This is a genomic window from Nostoc mirabile CHAB5784 (genome assembly GCF_020829645.1).
Lineage (GTDB): Bacteria > Cyanobacteriota > Cyanobacteriia > Cyanobacteriales > Nostocaceae > Nostoc > Nostoc mirabile.
The window spans coordinates 15877-33484 of sequence record NZ_JAIVFS010000048.1 but is presented as its reverse complement, the minus strand read 5'-3'; the positions used below and the strand labels follow the sequence as shown (position 1 = coordinate 33484).

Below are 17608 nucleotides of genomic sequence, written 5' to 3'. Positions count from 1 at the left end.
GCATCATTTCAGTCTCAAACTTAACTTGATTTTTCTGGTAAAAATATTGCCAAAGGAAATGGGCAAGTTTATGCTAATCATTGGCAACGTCAATGATGTTTCCAAGGTACTAAGTAGTGTTTCTTAATCCTTAAAGTGGATATTAGCAGTATCAGTAGATTTATAATAGTAGTAAAAATTAAATAAATCTAAATTTTTTAACTAAATATTTGCTGTGTCTTTATTTAACCTTGATCCTAGCGTTTACAAACAACTCTTTATCTTCTATAAAAAATAAATGTAGTTTACACTTCTTATTATTTTTATCTTTAATATTTCACTCTGCAAGCATTTTAATTGTCAAAAATCCCCACACCAATAATGGTCTTTCACCAAAACCCGATATCTATATCTTCAAATACCCAAAAGTTCTTAAAAGCTTACGCAAGGTTCTAGTGTTGTTCACACGGCTCCACCACTCGCAAAACTAAAGGCTTAAGATAGTTCTTCTGAGTTGAATGGCACACTTATAAACCTTTAAGGTATACTCCATAAGCGCTACAGCTTATCTTGGCTATTATTGAAGAGTGGAAAGTAGGTAGTTTAATTAATGTTGGGAAGTAAACTCACATCACCCTAAACTCCGCAAGGTCCCTGTAGCCTTACAGCAGCATCAGCACATTTGTCAGTACTACAATCTGTCTCTGTCGTGCTAATAGTTGCTCACTAACCCAGCCATACCCGCATCTGGTGAATTCTTTAGTGCAATCCTGTGCAGGCGTTAGTCATCCTTGTAATGAATATTTTTCCTCTATGAAATTCAAAAGTTCTTCCTCAAACTCAGTCAAATACGGCCGCTTCAACTCCCCCAGATGCTTCAACACAGCATGGGCAGCTTCTTCTAAATTCTCATGATTACGTAGTCTGTTTATGTGATCGCAAAGGAGCTGCATCTGCTGACATTCCGACTCCAGGTAATTCAGTGGCTTCAGATGGTCGATTCTGAGGGTGTACTCTCCATCCCACATTGTAACTGTACAACTGAACTCACCGACATGGCTAACGATGCACCAGCAGCCTCCTTTACCCCTGAGTTCCGGGTTGTCCTTTACGAGAATTTGGCACACTTCCCCCAACTGGTAGGTATTGGGTACTTTGGTTCGCTCTATTATTCGCTGCACCGCATCTTTGACAATGCGATGAGATGGTACTTTCCCGTTGGCAGACTCTACAGCTTGCTCCCATGCTTCGGGCTGAATGTCCGGCCCAAGCTTGGACAGTGGCCTGATTTGCCACTCATTAGTCGGCAAAATGTGAACGTTCCGTTCACATTTTTCCACCAAATTATCAAAAATAACCGCAGCTTCTATTAAATGGTAGGGCTGTCTGCGGCTAAAACCAAAGCGTTCGCGGCAATAATCTTCAAAAGTTTTATGCGTGGAACGATATAATCTGCGATCGCGTAACTCAGTCAATGCCTTCCCTGCTTCAAAGAAGGCTCGTTCTACCCTACGCTCCAAGTGCAGGCGATCGCTCTGCTCTTGCTCGGTTAATTCAGGAATTTCAACAGCAGTAACGTCAATTGTTGCTAAGGCTGGGTTTTCTTGAGGGGAGATATCCTCTTCTGCAAGGTCATTTGGTAATGTGCTGTCATCAGATGCCGCAGGGGTGGCTTTTTTCCGTCTTCTAGAAGGTGGTTGGTTCATACTTCCACCTCCTTTAATGCGATGCTATTTGTTTTGAGTTGATTGCAACGTAAATATTGGATGTAACTGGCAACTGTGTAGACTTAGCCTGCCGCAGGCATCGCTTATAAAATGAGACAGAGGCTAGAGCAAAAAGAGGTTCTTCAGCAGGTTCAATCATCACACTGCTTCTTCCTCAAACAAATCTTCAATATCACATTCCAGCACTTTACAAAGTCTTGCTACTTTTGCAAAAGTTTCTGAGCCTTTGCCATATTCCCAATTTCTGATTGTCGAAGTATCAACTCCAACTAAATCACCTAGTTGCTTTTGAGTTAACCCCATTTTTTCCCTTAAAGCTGCAATACCTTTTTTGGGTGCTTCCGTTAAGTTCAACGGAGGTTTGAAAACTTTGATCAGGGCATTTTCTAACTTTCTGAGTAATTCAACTTCGGTTCTAATGTACGAGATTTTAACGCCTTCAAGACGACTTAAGGCTTCTAGCTTAGGATGGCTTTTCCATTTCTGCCTTAAATTGTCTGACATGCCTACGTACAGCACCGAGTTATCTTTATCGATTGCCAAGTAAACACAAGGCTCATCCGGCAATGAGTTTCTGTCTTCAAGTGCCACAAATGGCAGCTCCCATAAATTAATATCCTCCATATAAACCATAACTTTTTAGCGCTTCCTTTGTAATGCATACGCTAATATATTAGCGCTAATAGCTAAAACATTCTTGAAAGCGCTAAAAATTTAGCGCATAATAGTAAAAGATAAAGAGAAAGCGCCCTCGACTACCAATCTGAAGCGCTTTCTCTGTCCCTAATAATAAGGAAACTCCATTATGACTCATGTAAGGTATACACAGCAAGCCCTTTCCCGCTATAACCTCCCCCGCCTCAAAAGAATCGCTGCCGAACTCGGCGTAACACCCACCGGGGACAAAAGAGCGGCTGACACCTGGGTAAGCGCAATCATCACCCACCAATTCACCCAGCTTCAGAAAGTTGACAACCAAGCCCTCGCCCAAGCCGAACTCGACCACTTCATAGCCGACCAAGCCCAAACCATAGCCCCCGAACCACTGACAACTGTAGAAATCTCTTTTGACCATCACGAATATTACGCTGATGACAAACTCATAGCCAGCATCAGCCATGACGACGACCACTTAACGCAACGCTGGGTAGTCATGGTCAACGGTAAAGAAATATTTCGTGCCAACACTCTAATGCGTTGCGATCGCTTCATCTGCACTCACTACAAAGACGGCTCATTACCTGTGCAGGAGAAAGAAGCAACACCCCCCACGACCGAAAACCGAATCATGGCGCATATCTTCAACGAGTGCCAGAATTACGGCTTTGAAATTCTTGATGATGGGATTTATACCCACGATACTGAAGACGGCAAACTACGCAAATTGGGTCAAGTCGGATGCACTAACGGTAACTGGTGGGTAATCCAGGATTCTTCAGGTCAACAGCAGTATTCTAACTCGGTCTATGATGCAGTGCGATCGCTAAACCAATTCGCAATTCGCAATCCGCAATTCGCAATTGTTCTAACTGCCAATTGTTTTGTTGATGAAGACTTGCAATATCGACCACTGGAACAACTGACTACCGAGGAACTACAGCAGTTGCTAGATGCAGAAGCGACCGAATGTGAGCAATTGCTAGACCGCCCAGTTGACGAACTGACAACAGAGGACTGGGAACGGTTACGGGGGTATGAGCCGCACTTGGAACTGGTAGCGGTGTAATTCCAATTCGCAACTCGCAATTCGCAATTCGCAGTTTAATTGCGACTTGCGAATTGGAAATTGCGAATTGGTATTGCTCTTTCCCCCTTTCCCTAATTATTTATTCACCAATCCCCCATTAAATCAATGCAACCCATAATCTCAATCCCCCAACACTGGGCATACCCTCGCTTTGCTTTGGATCAGCGTACAGAACAAGGCACGATTCTAGGACTTTACTACTACCCATCTGGTACAGAATTGGCTGAACAATTTGATGAAGGATGGCGTTATGTATTGATGCCTAAGAAGAATTCTGATGAAATATCGTACTTGCAAGAGGATCAAATCCAACCGCTCTCCCCACAGGAATTGTTCACACAAATTAAAGCAGAGATTGACTTTTATCAACGTCAAATATCCATCCTGCAACAACAGTTAGCTGTAGTAACTGGAGGTAGCAGTAATGGCTAATTCTACAGACAGTTTTGACCGTAGAGCCAATCATCTGCTGCGTTTACTTCAACTTTGTGGTGGTTGTATTCCTCTGTACTCTCTCCAATGCCAAGTTTCAAATTCAGTAATTCAAACCTTACTGGATAAAGAACTGGTGCAAGTACAGAACACGGGACGCGGCTTTTTGTTGGAGATTGCTAAGGATTTTTAGCTCTTAACCAAAGAGGAATCAATTATGAAACTTTACGCTAAGACGATTCCGCACACATTACCAGATTGGGCAACCATCGTTACAAAGAGTGCAAATTTGTTCGAGGTTGAAATCAACGATGAACACCCCAATTTCCAATCTCTGCTTGAAGAGTTAGAAACCGAGATTGAACCAGGAACATTCGGTGTAAAGGCAGAAGATTTATGTTCAAGGCTCGGCATTGAAATGTCTAACCCGCATCTCTGCCAATTACTTGAACAAGCCCAAAATCTGATGTCCCTTATTGCTACGCACCCAGACTACAAACAACTACTGAACGAGGGATATCAACCTGATTTAAACATTGCCGATGCTAGCACTGCACTCACCTATCTGCAATGGGAGTTAGACCGCAATCGAGAACCTTCTGATTAGTACAAAAGCGTTCACCGAAAGGAATGCCATTACTTCAAGTGAACGCACGGAAGTTTTTCCCCCGCTACAGAATTCCCATTATTGCACGCGAAACACTAATCAATGAAGCTTAACCGAGGTGAAACATGGTTACTGAAATCAAACTAGGTTTATGCAACCCTCCTGAACCCATCTATTTATTTGTCAATCAGGGGGAAGTAGACGGTGAATCTTTCGTTTGGTACAAGTTCAATATTAGCCAGGAGAAGAAAATCCCAGTTCCCCAAAGAGCATTAACTGGGTATTTGTCAGAACTGCGATTGACCACTAAAGAATTCAAAGGAAAGGACAATTTGAAGCTCGATATTGTTGTCAGTGCCGATGAACTTTATGTTGTCAGAACAGGTGTTGAAACCAATTTCGCCAAAAGCTTTCTTCTCGCTGCTTCTTTAATCCAAGATTTTGACAAGCCACTGATTATTGTTGCGAATGCTGGCGACGAAAACACAGTTTTCTGTAATCTTTACGATGCTGTCACTAAAACCAAGATTTACAGGGAATGGAGTAGAGATTTGGATTGGGCAACAATTATTCGTGACATTCAATCTTTTTTAGGTGGTGCTTCATCAACTATTCCATCTACACCAAAACTTAGCGTAGTCTCTCAACCAGTACACCCACAGGATTTGCGAGTAAAAAATATTCGCACCTTGCTTGATTATCCGCTTGATTTGGTCAAAGAGTGGTTGCAATTCCAGGATGTTGACCGCCCAAGTTTACTTGATATTAACCAGATTAATGAACTAATCAAAACCATGTGTTTGGCTTGGGCAGCAGGCAAGTGTGAATATCCCAATCATGCCGAATCTTCGTATCAACATCTTGTTGTTGATGCTGTTGTTAGCGGTGCTGATGAGTTAACGGCAATCAGCGCATGGATGCAACAAGTGCAAACTACAAAAGCCGGAGCAGTGTAAATAATCATACAGGATTCAGAAGAAGTTTTATTTCTGAATCCTGAATTAATCAGATAGGAATAAAAACCATGAAAGTCATTGTCACAGTAGTCGAAAAAATCATCAGTGAAGCTCACATCGATATCCCTCATGGGCTGAATAAATTAGCAATCAAACAGCACATAGTAGACCGCTACAACACTGGGGTAATGTCCACAGATATGAACATCTTTCAAGTGGACTTTGAATCTATTAGCGCTCGAATTGTCCGAGAACAGTCTGATGGTAAATCTGCATAAATATAGGAGGTAATCAGATGCATACAAAATGGACTGACGAAGAACTAGCAATCGTTGAAGAAATGGCTTGTCTCTACACTGTTAAACAGATAGCATATCGGCTCAAAAAAAGAGGATACACACGCTTAACATCAGCTATTCAAAACAAACTGCGCTTTTTAGGATACTCCGCACGTCCAATCCTTGATAACTACAACTGCTGTGAAATTGCCAGAGTTCTGCAACTCAATTCAGCGACTGTTTGGAGTTGGGTAAAAAAAGGATGGATTCGTACAACTCGACGCGATGGCAGATATCACCAAATCAAGAGTAAAGATTTAAAGCAATTTCTTCAAAACCCACCACAACGTATTAAGAAGCGCATTGCTGCTATTGACAAGGATGCTATCGAATATTTGGTGGGGGGGTTGGGATGACAGACCAAATCACCACCCTCGAAACTCAAAAAGTTCTCGATATTTACTCCGGTATTGGCGGTTTCACGCTTGGTCATAAGATTAGCGGTGGTTTTCAAACTGTGGCATTTTGCGAGATTAACTCTTACTGCCAACAAGTTCTAAATCTACGCTTTCCACATATTCCAATTATTCCAGATATCCATGATATTACAGTTGAGTCTCTTGCAGGAGTCGGAGTTAAAGAAGTTGACGGTATCATCGCCGGACTCCCCTGCCCTCCCTTTAGCCTCGCCGGAAAACGCCTTGCATCAAAAGACGAGCGCAACCTGTTCGGGGAATTCTTTAGAATCATTTGCAATATTCGACCACAGTGGGCGATTGTGGAAAACGTACCCGGATTGCTCGTTGCTGAATCGGGTGAATTTTTCCGTGCCGTACTGTGGCAGTTTGCCGAGATGGGGTTTGATGTCGAGTGGGGAATTGTTTCGGCAGCATCCGTGGGGGCTGTCCACTTGCGAGAACGAGTTTGGATTATTGCTACCAACTCCCAAAGCCCAAGACGGGGAACATCCTGGTACAAGTACACGCAAACCGGGGCAAACGCTGCATCTGTCGGCGGCGGTAATCATTGCAACTTCCAGAGATCATCACAAAGTCACAACTCAGTTGAATACGGAGCCAAAGCGATCGCTCAACGTACATTTAGTAGAGGCGATGATGGGTTTCCCGCAAGGTTGGACGGATGTTTGCTTACCCACACAGGACTTACAGATTGGCTATGTGCATCCACAGTCCCCAGCTTCAGTCGGCTCAGTCGTAGAGAAATTGCAGCGCTTACGCTCTATTGCCAACAAGAATATCGCCAACTCTGGGCAGAATACCAAGCCATCAGAAGACAACACAAACAGCAGTTGATCGCTCTGGGCAATGCTATTGTCCCCCAATGCGCTGCACTAATTTTTGAACGACTGAAAAGAATTTTATCCCAACAACAGAAAAACTCATGATTGACAACATTAATGCACTCTTAACGAGTTGGTATCTCTCCCCTCCTTGGGGTCGAACAATTCCACCCGTTGAGGTGAATTTACTGGAGAGAGTATACCTCAGAACCACGAGAACATTCGGTTATTGCTGCGGTATTCAGTGGAAACATGAATGTTGGATTTATTCAATTGATTGCCGTAATGAAATACTCCACGCTACACAAAACCAAATTATCAGTACTGGAGAGTTAGAAACTCTCAACCTGCAAAAACCTGCTTTTGTTCTGGGCGAAAGAGTGATGCTATGTACTCACGACAAAGGAACAAAACAACGGCTGATTCTAGGAATCGCGCTGGTGCATAATTCTTGGTTTTACCTTGTTGAATTGATGTCACCAACGTTAATTAATACACCGACTATATCGAATCGTTTCTCATTAGTTGGTGAAAAAAGTTTGGTGCGGGTAAATGCCTAAATCAATTATTTGTTCAATAACCAGGGAATGAATCATGTTGACACATTTTTGGCACGACTCAGAAATTAATCAAATGCCTCAAGATGGGGAAATAAGTAGATATGCTGTACCCAAGGGCTATGTGAATGCAAGTCAGATGTGCAAGGCTAACGGGAAATTCTTAGCTGATTACACGAAGCTCAAGTCTACAAAGCAGTATTTGCAAGCACTTTCTAACGATATGAAGATCGTCATATCGTTATTGGTGATAGATATCCAGGGATACGGAAGTGAGCAAAGCACTTGGATTCATCCAGAAATCGCCATTGATTTAGCTCGGTGGGTTTCTGTCGAGTTCCGCATCTGGGCCAACAGAACCTTAATGAAAGTGATGCTCTCAACCCAAGTAGAGCCAGTAAAACAGCAAGAATCATCACATACATTAGCTCCGTCCCATGAAGCTGCACAGCTAGCGATGATGTTGGGGGAATTTGCCGGATTAGAAAAATCCCTCACCGCTCAGTTAGCAGTTAATGCCGCCACTAGAGTTAACCCCGCGCTGAAGCCAGCAGCAGATGAACTCAAGATTGCGATCGCTCAAACAAATGTTGCAGAGGACGCATTTCTAAACCCAACACAAATTGGTGAGGTAGTGGGAATGTCTGCACGGGCTGTTAACCACTACTTACTAAATTCTGGACTGCAATACAGAACTGATGATAAGAAAATTCCCTATCGTCCTACTGAATCAGGTAAGCAATGGGGGCGGATGGTTCCCGCAGTCGCCAAATCTTCAAACCAAACTGTTTTTCAACTGCGGTGGTTGCCCGAAATAGTAAAAGTCATCTCTTAATAATTCCCTACCTAGCTCAACCTTTCGTTATGAACACTCTACGAAAAACCTTGGCAGAAAAATATGGACTTGAGGCTTCTATCATGCACGACGATTATTTTTTTGTTCAGCTACCAGATAACGAAGATCATTCACTCAAGTTTTTAGAGAGTAATTTACCAGAGTGTATTCGGATTGAGCTTGCAGAATGTTTTGCTGGCAGTGTTATTGCGGCTTGGGAAGTCCCGTTATTTTTACTCCCTCAAGTGTTACAGCAAGCCCATGATTTTGTTCTTGAGTATTGGGAGCAAGTCTCTCAAGAAAAATGAAGTCTTCTCCATCAACCAAAACTAACAGCAATTGTTTTCAGAATACTTTTTTATTTGGAGAAAACTACCATGCAACAACTCAATTTATTTCAGGAATCAACCCCAGTTTTACCAGTCAGTTATTATCCCGATTTCTTAAGTCAGGAACTTGCCAACTCGCTCTATCAACACTGTTTGAAACTTGAGTGGCAACAGAATCAAATCAGGATGCTGGGTAAAACAATGCCCGTCCCCCGCCTGGAATGTCTTTACGGTGATGCCGGATGTGATTACCTTTACTCAAACAGCGTATTTTTAAAACCCCTGACTTGGACAGATGCTCTGGCTAACTTGCGGGACAGAATCACTGCGTTGACTGGCTATAAATTCCGCATCATCATCGGAAATCAATACCGCAGTGGACAGGACAGTATAGGTTGGCACGCAGACAACGAACCGTCGATGGGATTTAACCCAGCGATTGCATCGGTAAGCCTCGGGTCATGTCGCAAGTTTCAAATCAAACCGAGAGATGGTAAACCCACTGACTTCTGGCTGGAACACGGGAGCTTACTTGTGATGCACCCCAGTTGTCAATCAACTCACCTTCACCAAGTCCCCAAAACAAACAAAGTGGTTAGTACGCGGATTAACCTCACATTTCGACCACACACAGGAGGCGAGAGATAAAGCTGTAGCTGGCTTAATGACGACTTCATAGCCAGCTATAAGCATCGTAAAAAGTTTGAACTGGCGGCACAGACTCAAGTGCCGCTCCATTTTCATGCGTCAAAAAAGAGAGGAAATATGCGTATAATCGAATCTGATTCTCAAGCTCTACACTTACAAGAATGGCTCAACAGTTGCGTTGACGAAGAAATCTTTCATTTGAATGTGCGTTCGCTCTACGGTACAGCACCTTATGAATATCTGCTCTACAGTCCCAAAATCTCCCGTCGCAACGATGGACGATTACGCGATCGCGATTTGAAAAAATACCAGCACATTGAACTAGGCGGCTGGTGGTGCAATGGCGTTGACCCCCTCAACAACTACGTCCTAATGATGTGGGGCTGCTTCAAACCCGACCAACCCAGACGCGACCGCCAAAAGATCCACAAATTCATCAAGTACGAGCATCCTTACAGAGAAGAGACACGCGCTTTCTTCCTTTTATTACCGAATCGCATTTGGGTAAAAGTTTCTAATCGTAGCGGTATCCCCATCACCGAAGAAGATTTACAGCATCCTGGCGGTTTCTGGCACTGGGTTTGGAAGCATAATGTACCAGTGACAATTGTAGAAGGTGTCAAAAAAGCCGGAGCGTTACTAACTGCTGGTTATGCAGCGATCGCAATTCCTGGCGTTAACGCTGGATACCGCACACCTACTGATGAATATGGTACTGCCATTGGTAAACCATACCTCATCCCCGACCTCAAACACTTTGCAACTCTTGGGAGACAGGTTAACATCTGCTTTGACCAAGACAACAAACCTGAGACAGTCCAGCGTGTCAGAACCGCTATCAGTCGTATGGGACGGCTGCTAGTAAATGAGGGTTGTTCGCTGCGAGTGATTGATTTACCGTTAGGGGCAGAGAAAGGGGTTGATGATTTTATCGTTGCCAAAGGTCAATCGTCATTTGACGCACTCTACAATACTGCCGTTGCACTGGAGTTGTGGGAGATTAAGCTGTTCACTCTGCTGACTTATCCTCCAGCGATCGCACTCAACCAAAGATTCCTGGGTCAGTTGCTCGTCCCCGAAGGCGAAAAACTGATTGTTCTCAAAGCGCCAAAGGGAACGGGTAAAACCGAATGGCTTGCAACAGAGGTAGCAAAAGCACACGACCAAGAGAGACGGGTATTAATTATCACCCATCGCATCCAGCTAGGTGAGGCATTGTGTAATCGGTTTGGTGTTAACTATATTACCGAAGTCCGCACAAATGAAACAGGCACATTGTTAGGATACGGGGTGTGTGTTGATTCATTGCATCAAGAAAGTCAGGCGCGATTCAACCCTAATGACTGGTCAAATGATGTGATTATTATTGATGAATGTGACCAAGTTTTCTGGCATTTGCTCAACTCTGGTACGGAAGTGCAGAAGCGTCGGGTATCTGTTCTCAAAAACCTCAAGCAGTTAGTGCAGAATGTTTTGGGCAGCAGCCAGGGAAAGATTTACCTATCAAGCGCTGATGTGTCCGATACTGATGTGAAGTATATTTTATCACTCGCTGGAGAATATCGAGTTAACCCGTTTGTCATCGTCAACAACTATCGGCACGTAGCTGGCAACTGTTACAACTATTCTGGTAGTAACCCGAAGAATCTCATCGCCGCACTAGACAAAGCGATTTCTAAAGGTGGGCATCATTTACTCTGCTGTTCTGCTCAAAAGGCAAAATCCAAATGGGGAACGCAAGCCTTAGAAGAACGGTTCCGTCGCAAGTTCCCACACCTGCGGATACTGAGAATTGACAGCGAATCTGTTGCTGATCCATCTCATGCGGCTTTCGGTTGTATCGCTCACCTGAACGAAATTCTTACCCAGTATGATTTGGTTATCGCCTCTCCAAGTTTAGAAACTGGGGTCAGCATCGACATTCGAGGACATTTTGATGCTGTTTGGGGAATTTTTCAGGGAGTGCAGCCGGTTAACTCTGTGCGTCAGATGTTGGCACGCCTCCGAGAAACTGTTGACCGCCATATTTGGGTGAGAGAGTGGGGAATTGTCAACGTAGGCAATGGTTCCACATCCATCGGAGGATTGTTGAGAAGCCAGCACGTTGCAACACAAGCGAACATTGCGCTGTTGTCGGCGGCGGACAATGACGATTTAAGCTTTGTTGACCAGAATTTTCAACCGGAGTCATTGCAGACTTGGGGTAAGCGTGGTTCTGTCATCAACGTTGAGATGCGGCGCTATAGAGAATCTGTGCTTGGAGGATTGGTCGAGGATGGTTACACCGTTATTGATGCCTCGGATGCTGATGACGATGAAAGTGGGGCAGTTATCGAGTCGGTTATTGCGGCAAGTGAGGAATTGTATACTGCTGAGTGTGAAGCGATCGCGGATTCCGATGAACTCTCTGGGGCTGAACTCAAGAAGCTGCAAGATAAAAGGGCGAAAACCAAAAGCGAACGACATCAGCAGCGTAAGGCGGAATTGTCCCGTCGCTATGAAATTGATGTTACCCCTGATTTGGTCGAGAAAGATGATGATGGGTGGTATCCTCAATTGCGGATGCACTATTATTTGACGCTGGGGCGGGAATTTCTGACGAACCGTGATACTAAACGGGCTAAGGCGCAATTGGAAGCTGGGGAGAATTCGATTTGGAAACCAGATTTTAACAAGGGGCAGCTATTGTCGGCTGTGTTGTTACTCGAAAATCTCAATCTGTTGCAGTTTCTTACACCAGACGTTCAGTTGCGGGGGTCTGATGAGAAGATGCTGGAGTTTAAAGTGCTGGCTGTAAAGCATCGGCACGTTATCAAGAATTACTTGAATGTAACAATTTCAGAAAAACACACACCGATAGCGATCGCTCAGAAGTTACTGAATAAAATTGATTTGAAACTGGATTACGTCGGTCGATTGGGTAAGCGTGAAAATCGGGAGTGCGTCTATCGGTTTGTTGCCCCTGATGATCAGCGTAATTCAATTTTTGGGCAGTGGTTAAATCGAGATGAAGCGTTTTCTTGTGAGTCGGTGTCAGTCAGTAATAGTATAAGTACAACTACACCAGTAACTGACACAACATCACTATCCATATCCTACAATTCTGATTTTGTGTCAGGCACTAATAATATAGTCTTTGCAACACCACTCAGTGACACAGCACCATATACCCCAGAAAATATCGCGATTCTTGGATGGAAGGGGCTGATGGTGAAAATGCAGCTTGGGCTAAATAGCGCTGGCTCGTTCTACAGCGAGTTAATCTCCCAAGTTGGCGAGGCTGTTGGAATTGCTGATGGAGAGCCTTACTGGAATGGCTATCTGGGGCAGTGGCAGGTTTGGGTTAAGTTTGCAGACGAGTGTAGGTCTGTGGTCTGTGATTGGTTGGTGGCGGTGTAGGCCAAAGTAGTTCGCTGTTCCCTAAAAACTGTTACTGTGAGTCGGTTATTTTGCACTTTCCCAGTTTGGAGCAAATAATCTCTATTGCCTTGCCCTTGAAAAAGACAATTGTGTGTTCGTTATCTTCTGAGTCGCTTAAAGTAATGGGAGCAAGATTTGTTTTAGCCCAAGATTGAACCTGAACCAACTTCCCACTCATGTTTGAGCAATTCCTGGTAAGTCTTTTCCCTTATCATCATCTGCTTATAGAGCATCTGCAAAAACTCTTGAGCCTGTTCACGGGACATCTGCTTCACAACGTCAGCGAAAGTTCTAAGGCTAAATTCTTGTTCTAAAGATAATTCAATGGGTTGATTCATCGTTTTTATTACCTACTCTTTTATTTGAGTTTGCTAAGTTAAGCAAATATTGCTTTATATAAATAAATGTTACGATAGCTTTACAAAAATTAAAGGGGTGTAAACCGTACCTGCGTAGGTTAGAAATGCCGTATCTGCTCCTAAAAACCTTGATATCACTCCATTGTGGCAACCCAAGTAAAAACCTAAGTTCTAAAGTTTCTTACTAAGAGGTTTTTAAAAGCATCTTTAGCCTCTGCTTGCGGCTGGCGATCGCAAGAAGGCGGGCGAAACAGCGCCATGGCTCAAAAGAAGAGATGGGCAATACAATTATTCCTTTGGGTAAGAGTGAAAAGCGTATATCCCTGGTATTCCTAGATGAAAGGGTGCAAAGTTGCAGGTTCGGGTGTGGGGAATTAGGAATCTCTTGAACTGCTTGACGTACTCGTATTTAATTGTCTGAAACACACGAAGCTGCAACCCTACCCTCAAAAAGATAGCCATGACAAGGTTTCACATGAGTCTTCGTGCTATTCCCCCATGATTCAGTAATACCAATTCTTCTTTCATTAGGCGACAGATGCAATTTCTGAAAGCGCTACTAATTTAAGTTTCTTAATTGCAAATTCCTTTCTTTGTATAAGTCATACCTATATAATCCTTGAGAAAGTTTCCTCAACTCTGTGGGATTGCTACTATTACATCACAGTAGAAGTAATTTACCAAGTCATAGTAAATGAGGTTGTGGTTTTGAAATCCCAATTAACTAATCATCGGGTCGATTTACAAGATTGCACTATTTTTTATCAGCAAAGTAGGTTGGAGTCGAGTTCAATCCCTATCCTATTGCTACACGGCTGGGGAATCTCTACTGAGCCTTATCTAGAAGTACTGAAACTACTAGCACAGCACCATACTATAATTGCTCCTGACTTACCCAGTTTTAGGAGATCAACTTACTCTGGGCTACTTCCCGATTACCTTAGCTATAGCAAATGTCTCCTTTCGTTTCTGGAAGTTTTGGATTTACAACAATTTCATCTAGTAGGACACTCTTTAGGCGGAGGTATTGCCATTACTTTATCTACACTTGTTCCAGAAAAAGTTAGAAGTGTAATTCTGGTAGATAGTACCGGGCTGACCACGCCATCTATACTAGAGATGATACCGCGAAGGGCAATTGAAATGACGGCTCAAATGTTTCTCCCAAGACGTAGATTGAAATTAGTTGATATTCCTTTGGTTTTCTCCTATAACTTGTTATTCAACACAGTCAATGTCATTCAAGGATTGCTAATTTCTTTATACGAAAATATCAACCATCTGCTACCAAAAATCCCAGCTCCCTGTTTGTTATTATGGTCAGAAAAAGACCTAACTACACCATTAAGTAACGCTCAAGAAATGGCGGCAATTATTCCAGACTCTAAATTAATTACTGTAGAAGAAGGTTTTCACGAATGGGGACTCTGGTATCCTGATAAATTTACATCACTCATATTGGATTTTATTTGTCAACTTGAGCAATATTGATACAGTTTGAACTGGGGCAAAGTACAAGCTCCGTCTCAGTTGTTTCCCCTGCCCTCCGCCTTGATTTTATCCAAACCGATGCGGCAATTAATCCGGGTAATTCTGGCGGGACTTTGCTCAACGCTTAAGGACAAGTAATTGGCGTTAACACAGAAATTATTGGCAAAGCGCAAGGGTTAGGTTTTGCAATACCAATTGAAACAGCATAGAGGCTTGCTAATCAATTGATCGCAACTGGTCGAGTCGAACATACGTATATAGGTGGTTAACTTCGCTTCGGAGTGTACCTCTGTAGTCTGTGATTGGCTAGAAGCTGTGTAGATCAACGCCGACCCGACGCACCCACTTCCCAAAATGTGGCTTCCGTCATCTGCTCAAAATCAGCACGTCTCGTCCCCAACTCTGGACGATGAAAAATCGGTTCCCGTTGTATAAGTTCGTTCAAAACACTTAGTATCTTTGGATCTGTGACTAAATTCGGTTCCATATTCTTTGACACAATATCACAGTCAATACCCCCTAATATTAGATGGGGCGGCTCAAAGTCGTTTGAACTTTTTCTGGAGAAATCTCAATGACCATTTCAATGTACCAAGCTTTAATACCCGTGTCTATTCGCACACTAAATAACCTTATAAACATTCTTGAAAAAGGTGCTGCTTATGCTGAAACTAAAAAAATAGACCCTTCTGTGTTGATTAATAGTCGTCTATCTCCAGATATGTTTCCATTATCAAAACAAGTGCAGATTGCCTCTGACATCGCTAATAGAGGTGCCGCACGGTTAGCAGGAATAGAACCACCTAAATTCGAGGACAATGAAACTACATTTCCTCAACTTATTGACCGTATTCAAAAAACTATCTCTCATTTAAATACTTTTAAACCTGAGCAAATTGATGGTTCAGAAGAGAGAGAAATTACTCTACAGATGCGTGACAACACTCTCTCTTTTCAAGGAATGCCATTTCTCCTATATTTTGTTTTACCAAATCTTTATTTCCATGTCACAACAGCGTATGACATTCTTAGGCACTGCGGTGTAGAACTTGGCAAAGGAAACTTTCTTGGTCAGCCTTAATTAGAGCGATATCTAACTTATTCTAATTTCGCGCACCTACTGTCTTCTCGGTCGATTCTGCGTTCCTTCACCAGGAGTGATGAATAACATCGAACTTGGTGTATGAACTTTAACTGTATGCCATATTCCACGAGGGATAAGGACATAAGCGCCGATAGTACTCAGGCATACCCTATTTTCCGCTCCGTCTTGCTCCAGGATTAAATCGACCTGACCTGAAAGCAGACAAACAAACTCTTCTCCAGCAGGGTGCATTTCCCTAGTATCCCAGTCTTCAGTGAACGTAAAGTGTGAAACTAGCCGCTTTCCCTTGAAGTCATTCGTGTATCATCATTGAGATGTCAATTGTCGTTAGAGTTTTTTCCCTTGATAATCTTAAATCTTCTATGCCTCTAAAAACCCCACCTTTATCCCACTCGACTGTTACAACTCCACTGGCTCTGTCTCAATTACATATCCGCTTACAGTTTCTAGAAAAATCACACCAATCGCTACTCAAGCAGATTAAGAGAAAACGGACAGAACTGAATAACTTTATTGAACAGACGCGAACTTTCGCCACAGAAATATTTCATAAAGCCAGTGACGAGGAATTTATCTCAGACATTCTGGAGCAAATGTTGTCAGAATTAATGAGATAGTATTTGACTATTAACAAAAAACTTTTGGCTTTATTTGTAGCTCATCTGAGCAAATTAAAAGGATTTTACAGAACTATGCCAATTAAAAAACACATTAATCTTAATCTCATAGATAAATCGGAAAAAAGTAACTCTAATGTTGACATTCATTAGACTTACTTTTTACCAATTTGAGTTAGGTTGAGCGAATGAGCGCACTGCTTCACTCACTTTCGTGCGCTCACTCAAAACCTTGAGCAACAAATCATCCGGCTATGTCTTTACCACTCTTGTAAATCATAGCTCTGGGTTTTCTCTTCTTCAGAGGAACTACTGATTTCTTGGGTGCTTGTGGCGGACGGCATTTCTCGCAATATAGAGGTCTAACCCCAAAAGTTTCTCTTTGGGTGGGTTGTTCGCACTGCTTACATACAAAGTTAAAAACGCGAGTATGAATTTCCCGCTTGTGCGCTCTAACGGTATACTCTCGGACTTCAATAGTTTTGCTGGACATCGGCTAATAAAATGGCCTTACTTCTTAATAATAGAGAATTCAGAATTTAGGAGTCAGAATTGAATTTTTTATTGTTCAGTTCTGTTTAAGTACTGATAACCAGGTATACACAACGTCTATCGCCTTCCAAAATGTGTTCAATTCGTTCAATGCTCACATCTTTACCTAAAACCACTTGAAAGATTTCTAACTCCATGCGACAAAGCCCGGTACAAGCAGTTGCCACCGCACAAATAGGGCAATGCTTTTCAGCGAGGAGAAAAGTGCCATCGGCTTGAGCCGTGACCTCTGCCATGTAGCCTTCCTCGGTTCGCCGCACTGCTAACGCTTCTAGCTGCTGTTGAAGTGGAGCATGCCGAGGCATGATCGCTCGATACGCTTGAATTTGTTCGCGAGTTCTAACTTCCAATAGCCGATCAAATCCCTCTTCACCAAATGCCTCTTTCATTGAATTAATCAGACACAACGTTAACTCAGCGTAGCGATCAGGGAAGAAATGATCAGCAGCAGGCGTTAACTCCCATAACTTGGCAGGCCGTCCCATGGGACGTGCTTCTTTCTGGTACGTCACCAATCCTTCTTTTTGCAAAGCGTAGATATGCTGCCGCACTGCCATTGCGGTGATGTTTAAGTGGGAGGCGAGCGTTTCCGCATCCGCTGCTCCTTCCTGTTTGAGATATTGGATGATCGCCCGTCGAGTCCGAACGCTAGTTGATTCTGCTTTCATA

General features: G+C 43.1%; 21 protein-coding genes and 2 pseudogenes. 17 read left to right on the top strand and 6 right to left on the bottom strand.

Features of this window, described 5'->3' with window-relative positions:
• Positions 1 to 764: 764 nt before the first annotated feature.
• Together LC653_RS25745 and LC653_RS25740 are read right to left on the bottom strand one after the other, a co-directional pair.
• Positions 765 to 1685: a hypothetical protein gene (locus LC653_RS25745; RefSeq protein WP_229497550.1), complete on the bottom strand. Its 921-nt coding sequence runs from the start codon at positions 1683 to 1685 to the stop codon at positions 765 to 767.
• Positions 1686 to 1844: 159 nt separating this feature from the next.
• Positions 1845 to 2297 carry a helix-turn-helix domain-containing protein gene (locus LC653_RS25740; RefSeq protein WP_229497549.1) on the bottom strand — a complete coding sequence of 151 codons (453 nt, stop codon included), beginning with the start codon at positions 2295 to 2297 and terminating at the stop codon, positions 1845 to 1847.
• A gap of 214 nt (positions 2298 to 2511) precedes the next feature.
• On the opposite strand from LC653_RS25740, the gene LC653_RS25735 reads away from it, so the two are divergent.
• The 13 genes from LC653_RS25735 (at position 2512) to LC653_RS25675 (ending at position 12794) form a co-directional block, all read left to right on the top strand.
• Positions 2512 to 3432, top strand: a complete 921-nt coding sequence (locus tag LC653_RS25735; protein WP_229497548.1) for a hypothetical protein — start codon at positions 2512 to 2514, stop codon at positions 3430 to 3432.
• A gap of 126 nt (positions 3433 to 3558) precedes the next feature.
• Positions 3559 to 3885 carry a hypothetical protein gene (locus LC653_RS25730; RefSeq protein WP_229497547.1) on the top strand — a complete coding sequence of 109 codons (327 nt, stop codon included), beginning with the start codon at positions 3559 to 3561 and terminating at the stop codon, positions 3883 to 3885.
• On the top strand, positions 3878 to 4078 hold the full coding sequence (locus LC653_RS25725) for a hypothetical protein (RefSeq protein ID WP_229497546.1): 201 nt from the start codon (positions 3878 to 3880) through the stop codon (positions 4076 to 4078). The genes LC653_RS25730 and LC653_RS25725 overlap by 8 nt, the downstream gene beginning before the upstream one ends.
• A 24-nt stretch (positions 4079 to 4102) precedes the next feature.
• On the top strand, positions 4103 to 4492 hold the full coding sequence (locus LC653_RS25720; protein WP_229497545.1) for a hypothetical protein: 390 nt from the start codon (positions 4103 to 4105) through the stop codon (positions 4490 to 4492).
• A gap of 125 nt (positions 4493 to 4617) precedes the next feature.
• Positions 4618 to 5448, top strand: coding sequence for a hypothetical protein (locus LC653_RS25715; protein ID WP_229497544.1), 831 nt, complete (start codon positions 4618 to 4620; stop codon positions 5446 to 5448).
• Positions 5449 to 5516: 68 nt separating this feature from the next.
• The gene (locus tag LC653_RS25710; RefSeq protein WP_229497543.1) at positions 5517 to 5726 is read left to right on the top strand and encodes a hypothetical protein; all 210 of its coding nucleotides are present in this window, start codon (positions 5517 to 5519) and stop codon (positions 5724 to 5726) included.
• Between the two features lie 17 nt (positions 5727 to 5743).
• The gene (locus LC653_RS25705; protein ID WP_229497542.1) at positions 5744 to 6142 is read left to right on the top strand and encodes a MerR family transcriptional regulator; all 399 of its coding nucleotides are present in this window, start codon (positions 5744 to 5746) and stop codon (positions 6140 to 6142) included.
• The gene (locus LC653_RS25700) at positions 6139 to 7131 is read left to right on the top strand and encodes a DNA cytosine methyltransferase (RefSeq protein ID WP_229497541.1); all 993 of its coding nucleotides are present in this window, start codon (positions 6139 to 6141) and stop codon (positions 7129 to 7131) included. The genes LC653_RS25705 and LC653_RS25700 overlap by 4 nt, the downstream gene beginning before the upstream one ends.
• Positions 7128 to 7586, top strand: a complete 459-nt coding sequence (locus LC653_RS25695) for a DUF1392 domain-containing protein (RefSeq protein WP_229497540.1) — start codon at positions 7128 to 7130, stop codon at positions 7584 to 7586. The genes LC653_RS25700 and LC653_RS25695 overlap by 4 nt, the downstream gene beginning before the upstream one ends.
• Before the next feature lie 34 nt (positions 7587 to 7620).
• The gene (locus LC653_RS25690) at positions 7621 to 8418 is read left to right on the top strand and encodes a KilA-N domain-containing protein (RefSeq protein WP_229497539.1); all 798 of its coding nucleotides are present in this window, start codon (positions 7621 to 7623) and stop codon (positions 8416 to 8418) included.
• 29 nt (positions 8419 to 8447) lie between these two features.
• Positions 8448 to 8726: a hypothetical protein gene (locus tag LC653_RS25685; protein ID WP_229497538.1), complete on the top strand. Its 279-nt coding sequence runs from the start codon at positions 8448 to 8450 to the stop codon at positions 8724 to 8726.
• A 69-nt stretch (positions 8727 to 8795) separates the two neighbouring features.
• Positions 8796 to 9395: an alpha-ketoglutarate-dependent dioxygenase AlkB family protein gene (locus tag LC653_RS25680; protein WP_229497537.1), complete on the top strand. Its 600-nt coding sequence runs from the start codon at positions 8796 to 8798 to the stop codon at positions 9393 to 9395.
• A 117-nt stretch (positions 9396 to 9512) separates the two neighbouring features.
• Positions 9513 to 12794 carry a plasmid replication protein, CyRepA1 family gene (locus LC653_RS25675; protein ID WP_229497536.1) on the top strand — a complete coding sequence of 1094 codons (3282 nt, stop codon included), beginning with the start codon at positions 9513 to 9515 and terminating at the stop codon, positions 12792 to 12794.
• 161 nt (positions 12795 to 12955) lie between these two features.
• Here the strand turns inward: LC653_RS25675 and LC653_RS25670 are convergent, their stop codons facing one another.
• Positions 12956 to 13153, bottom strand: a complete 198-nt coding sequence (locus tag LC653_RS25670) for an NblA/ycf18 family protein (RefSeq protein WP_229497535.1) — start codon at positions 13151 to 13153, stop codon at positions 12956 to 12958.
• 723 nt (positions 13154 to 13876) lie between these two features.
• On the opposite strand from LC653_RS25670, the gene LC653_RS25665 reads away from it, so the two are divergent.
• Positions 13877 to 14665 carry an alpha/beta fold hydrolase gene (locus LC653_RS25665; protein ID WP_229497534.1) on the top strand — a complete coding sequence of 263 codons (789 nt, stop codon included), beginning with the start codon at positions 13877 to 13879 and terminating at the stop codon, positions 14663 to 14665.
• A gap of 26 nt (positions 14666 to 14691) precedes the next feature.
• Positions 14692 to 14871: pseudogene (locus LC653_RS25660) on the top strand (trypsin-like serine protease); the annotation flags it as partial.
• 116 nt (positions 14872 to 14987) lie between these two features.
• On the opposite strand, the gene LC653_RS25655 reads toward LC653_RS25660, so the two are convergent.
• The gene (locus LC653_RS25655; RefSeq protein WP_229497533.1) at positions 14988 to 15152 is read right to left on the bottom strand and encodes a hypothetical protein; all 165 of its coding nucleotides are present in this window, start codon (positions 15150 to 15152) and stop codon (positions 14988 to 14990) included.
• An 87-nt stretch (positions 15153 to 15239) separates the two neighbouring features.
• Between LC653_RS25655 and LC653_RS25650 the strand changes: the two genes are divergently transcribed.
• Positions 15240 to 15746 (top strand): DUF1993 domain-containing protein, encoded by a 507-nt coding sequence (locus tag LC653_RS25650; protein ID WP_229497532.1) that lies wholly within the window; start codon positions 15240 to 15242, stop codon positions 15744 to 15746.
• A 386-nt stretch (positions 15747 to 16132) separates the two neighbouring features.
• Positions 16133 to 16330: pseudogene (locus LC653_RS25645) on the top strand (molecular chaperone DnaJ); the annotation flags it as partial.
• A 301-nt stretch (positions 16331 to 16631) separates the two neighbouring features.
• Here the strand turns inward: LC653_RS25645 and LC653_RS25640 are convergent.
• Both LC653_RS25640 and LC653_RS25635 read right to left on the bottom strand, forming a co-directional pair.
• Entirely contained in the window at positions 16632 to 16880 is a 249-nt protein-coding gene (locus LC653_RS25640; protein ID WP_229497531.1) for a hypothetical protein, read from the bottom strand.
• An 85-nt stretch (positions 16881 to 16965) separates the two neighbouring features.
• The gene (locus LC653_RS25635; protein WP_229497530.1) at positions 16966 to 17607 is read right to left on the bottom strand and encodes a helix-turn-helix transcriptional regulator; all 642 of its coding nucleotides are present in this window, start codon (positions 17605 to 17607) and stop codon (positions 16966 to 16968) included.
• Position 17608: the final 1 nt, after the last annotated feature.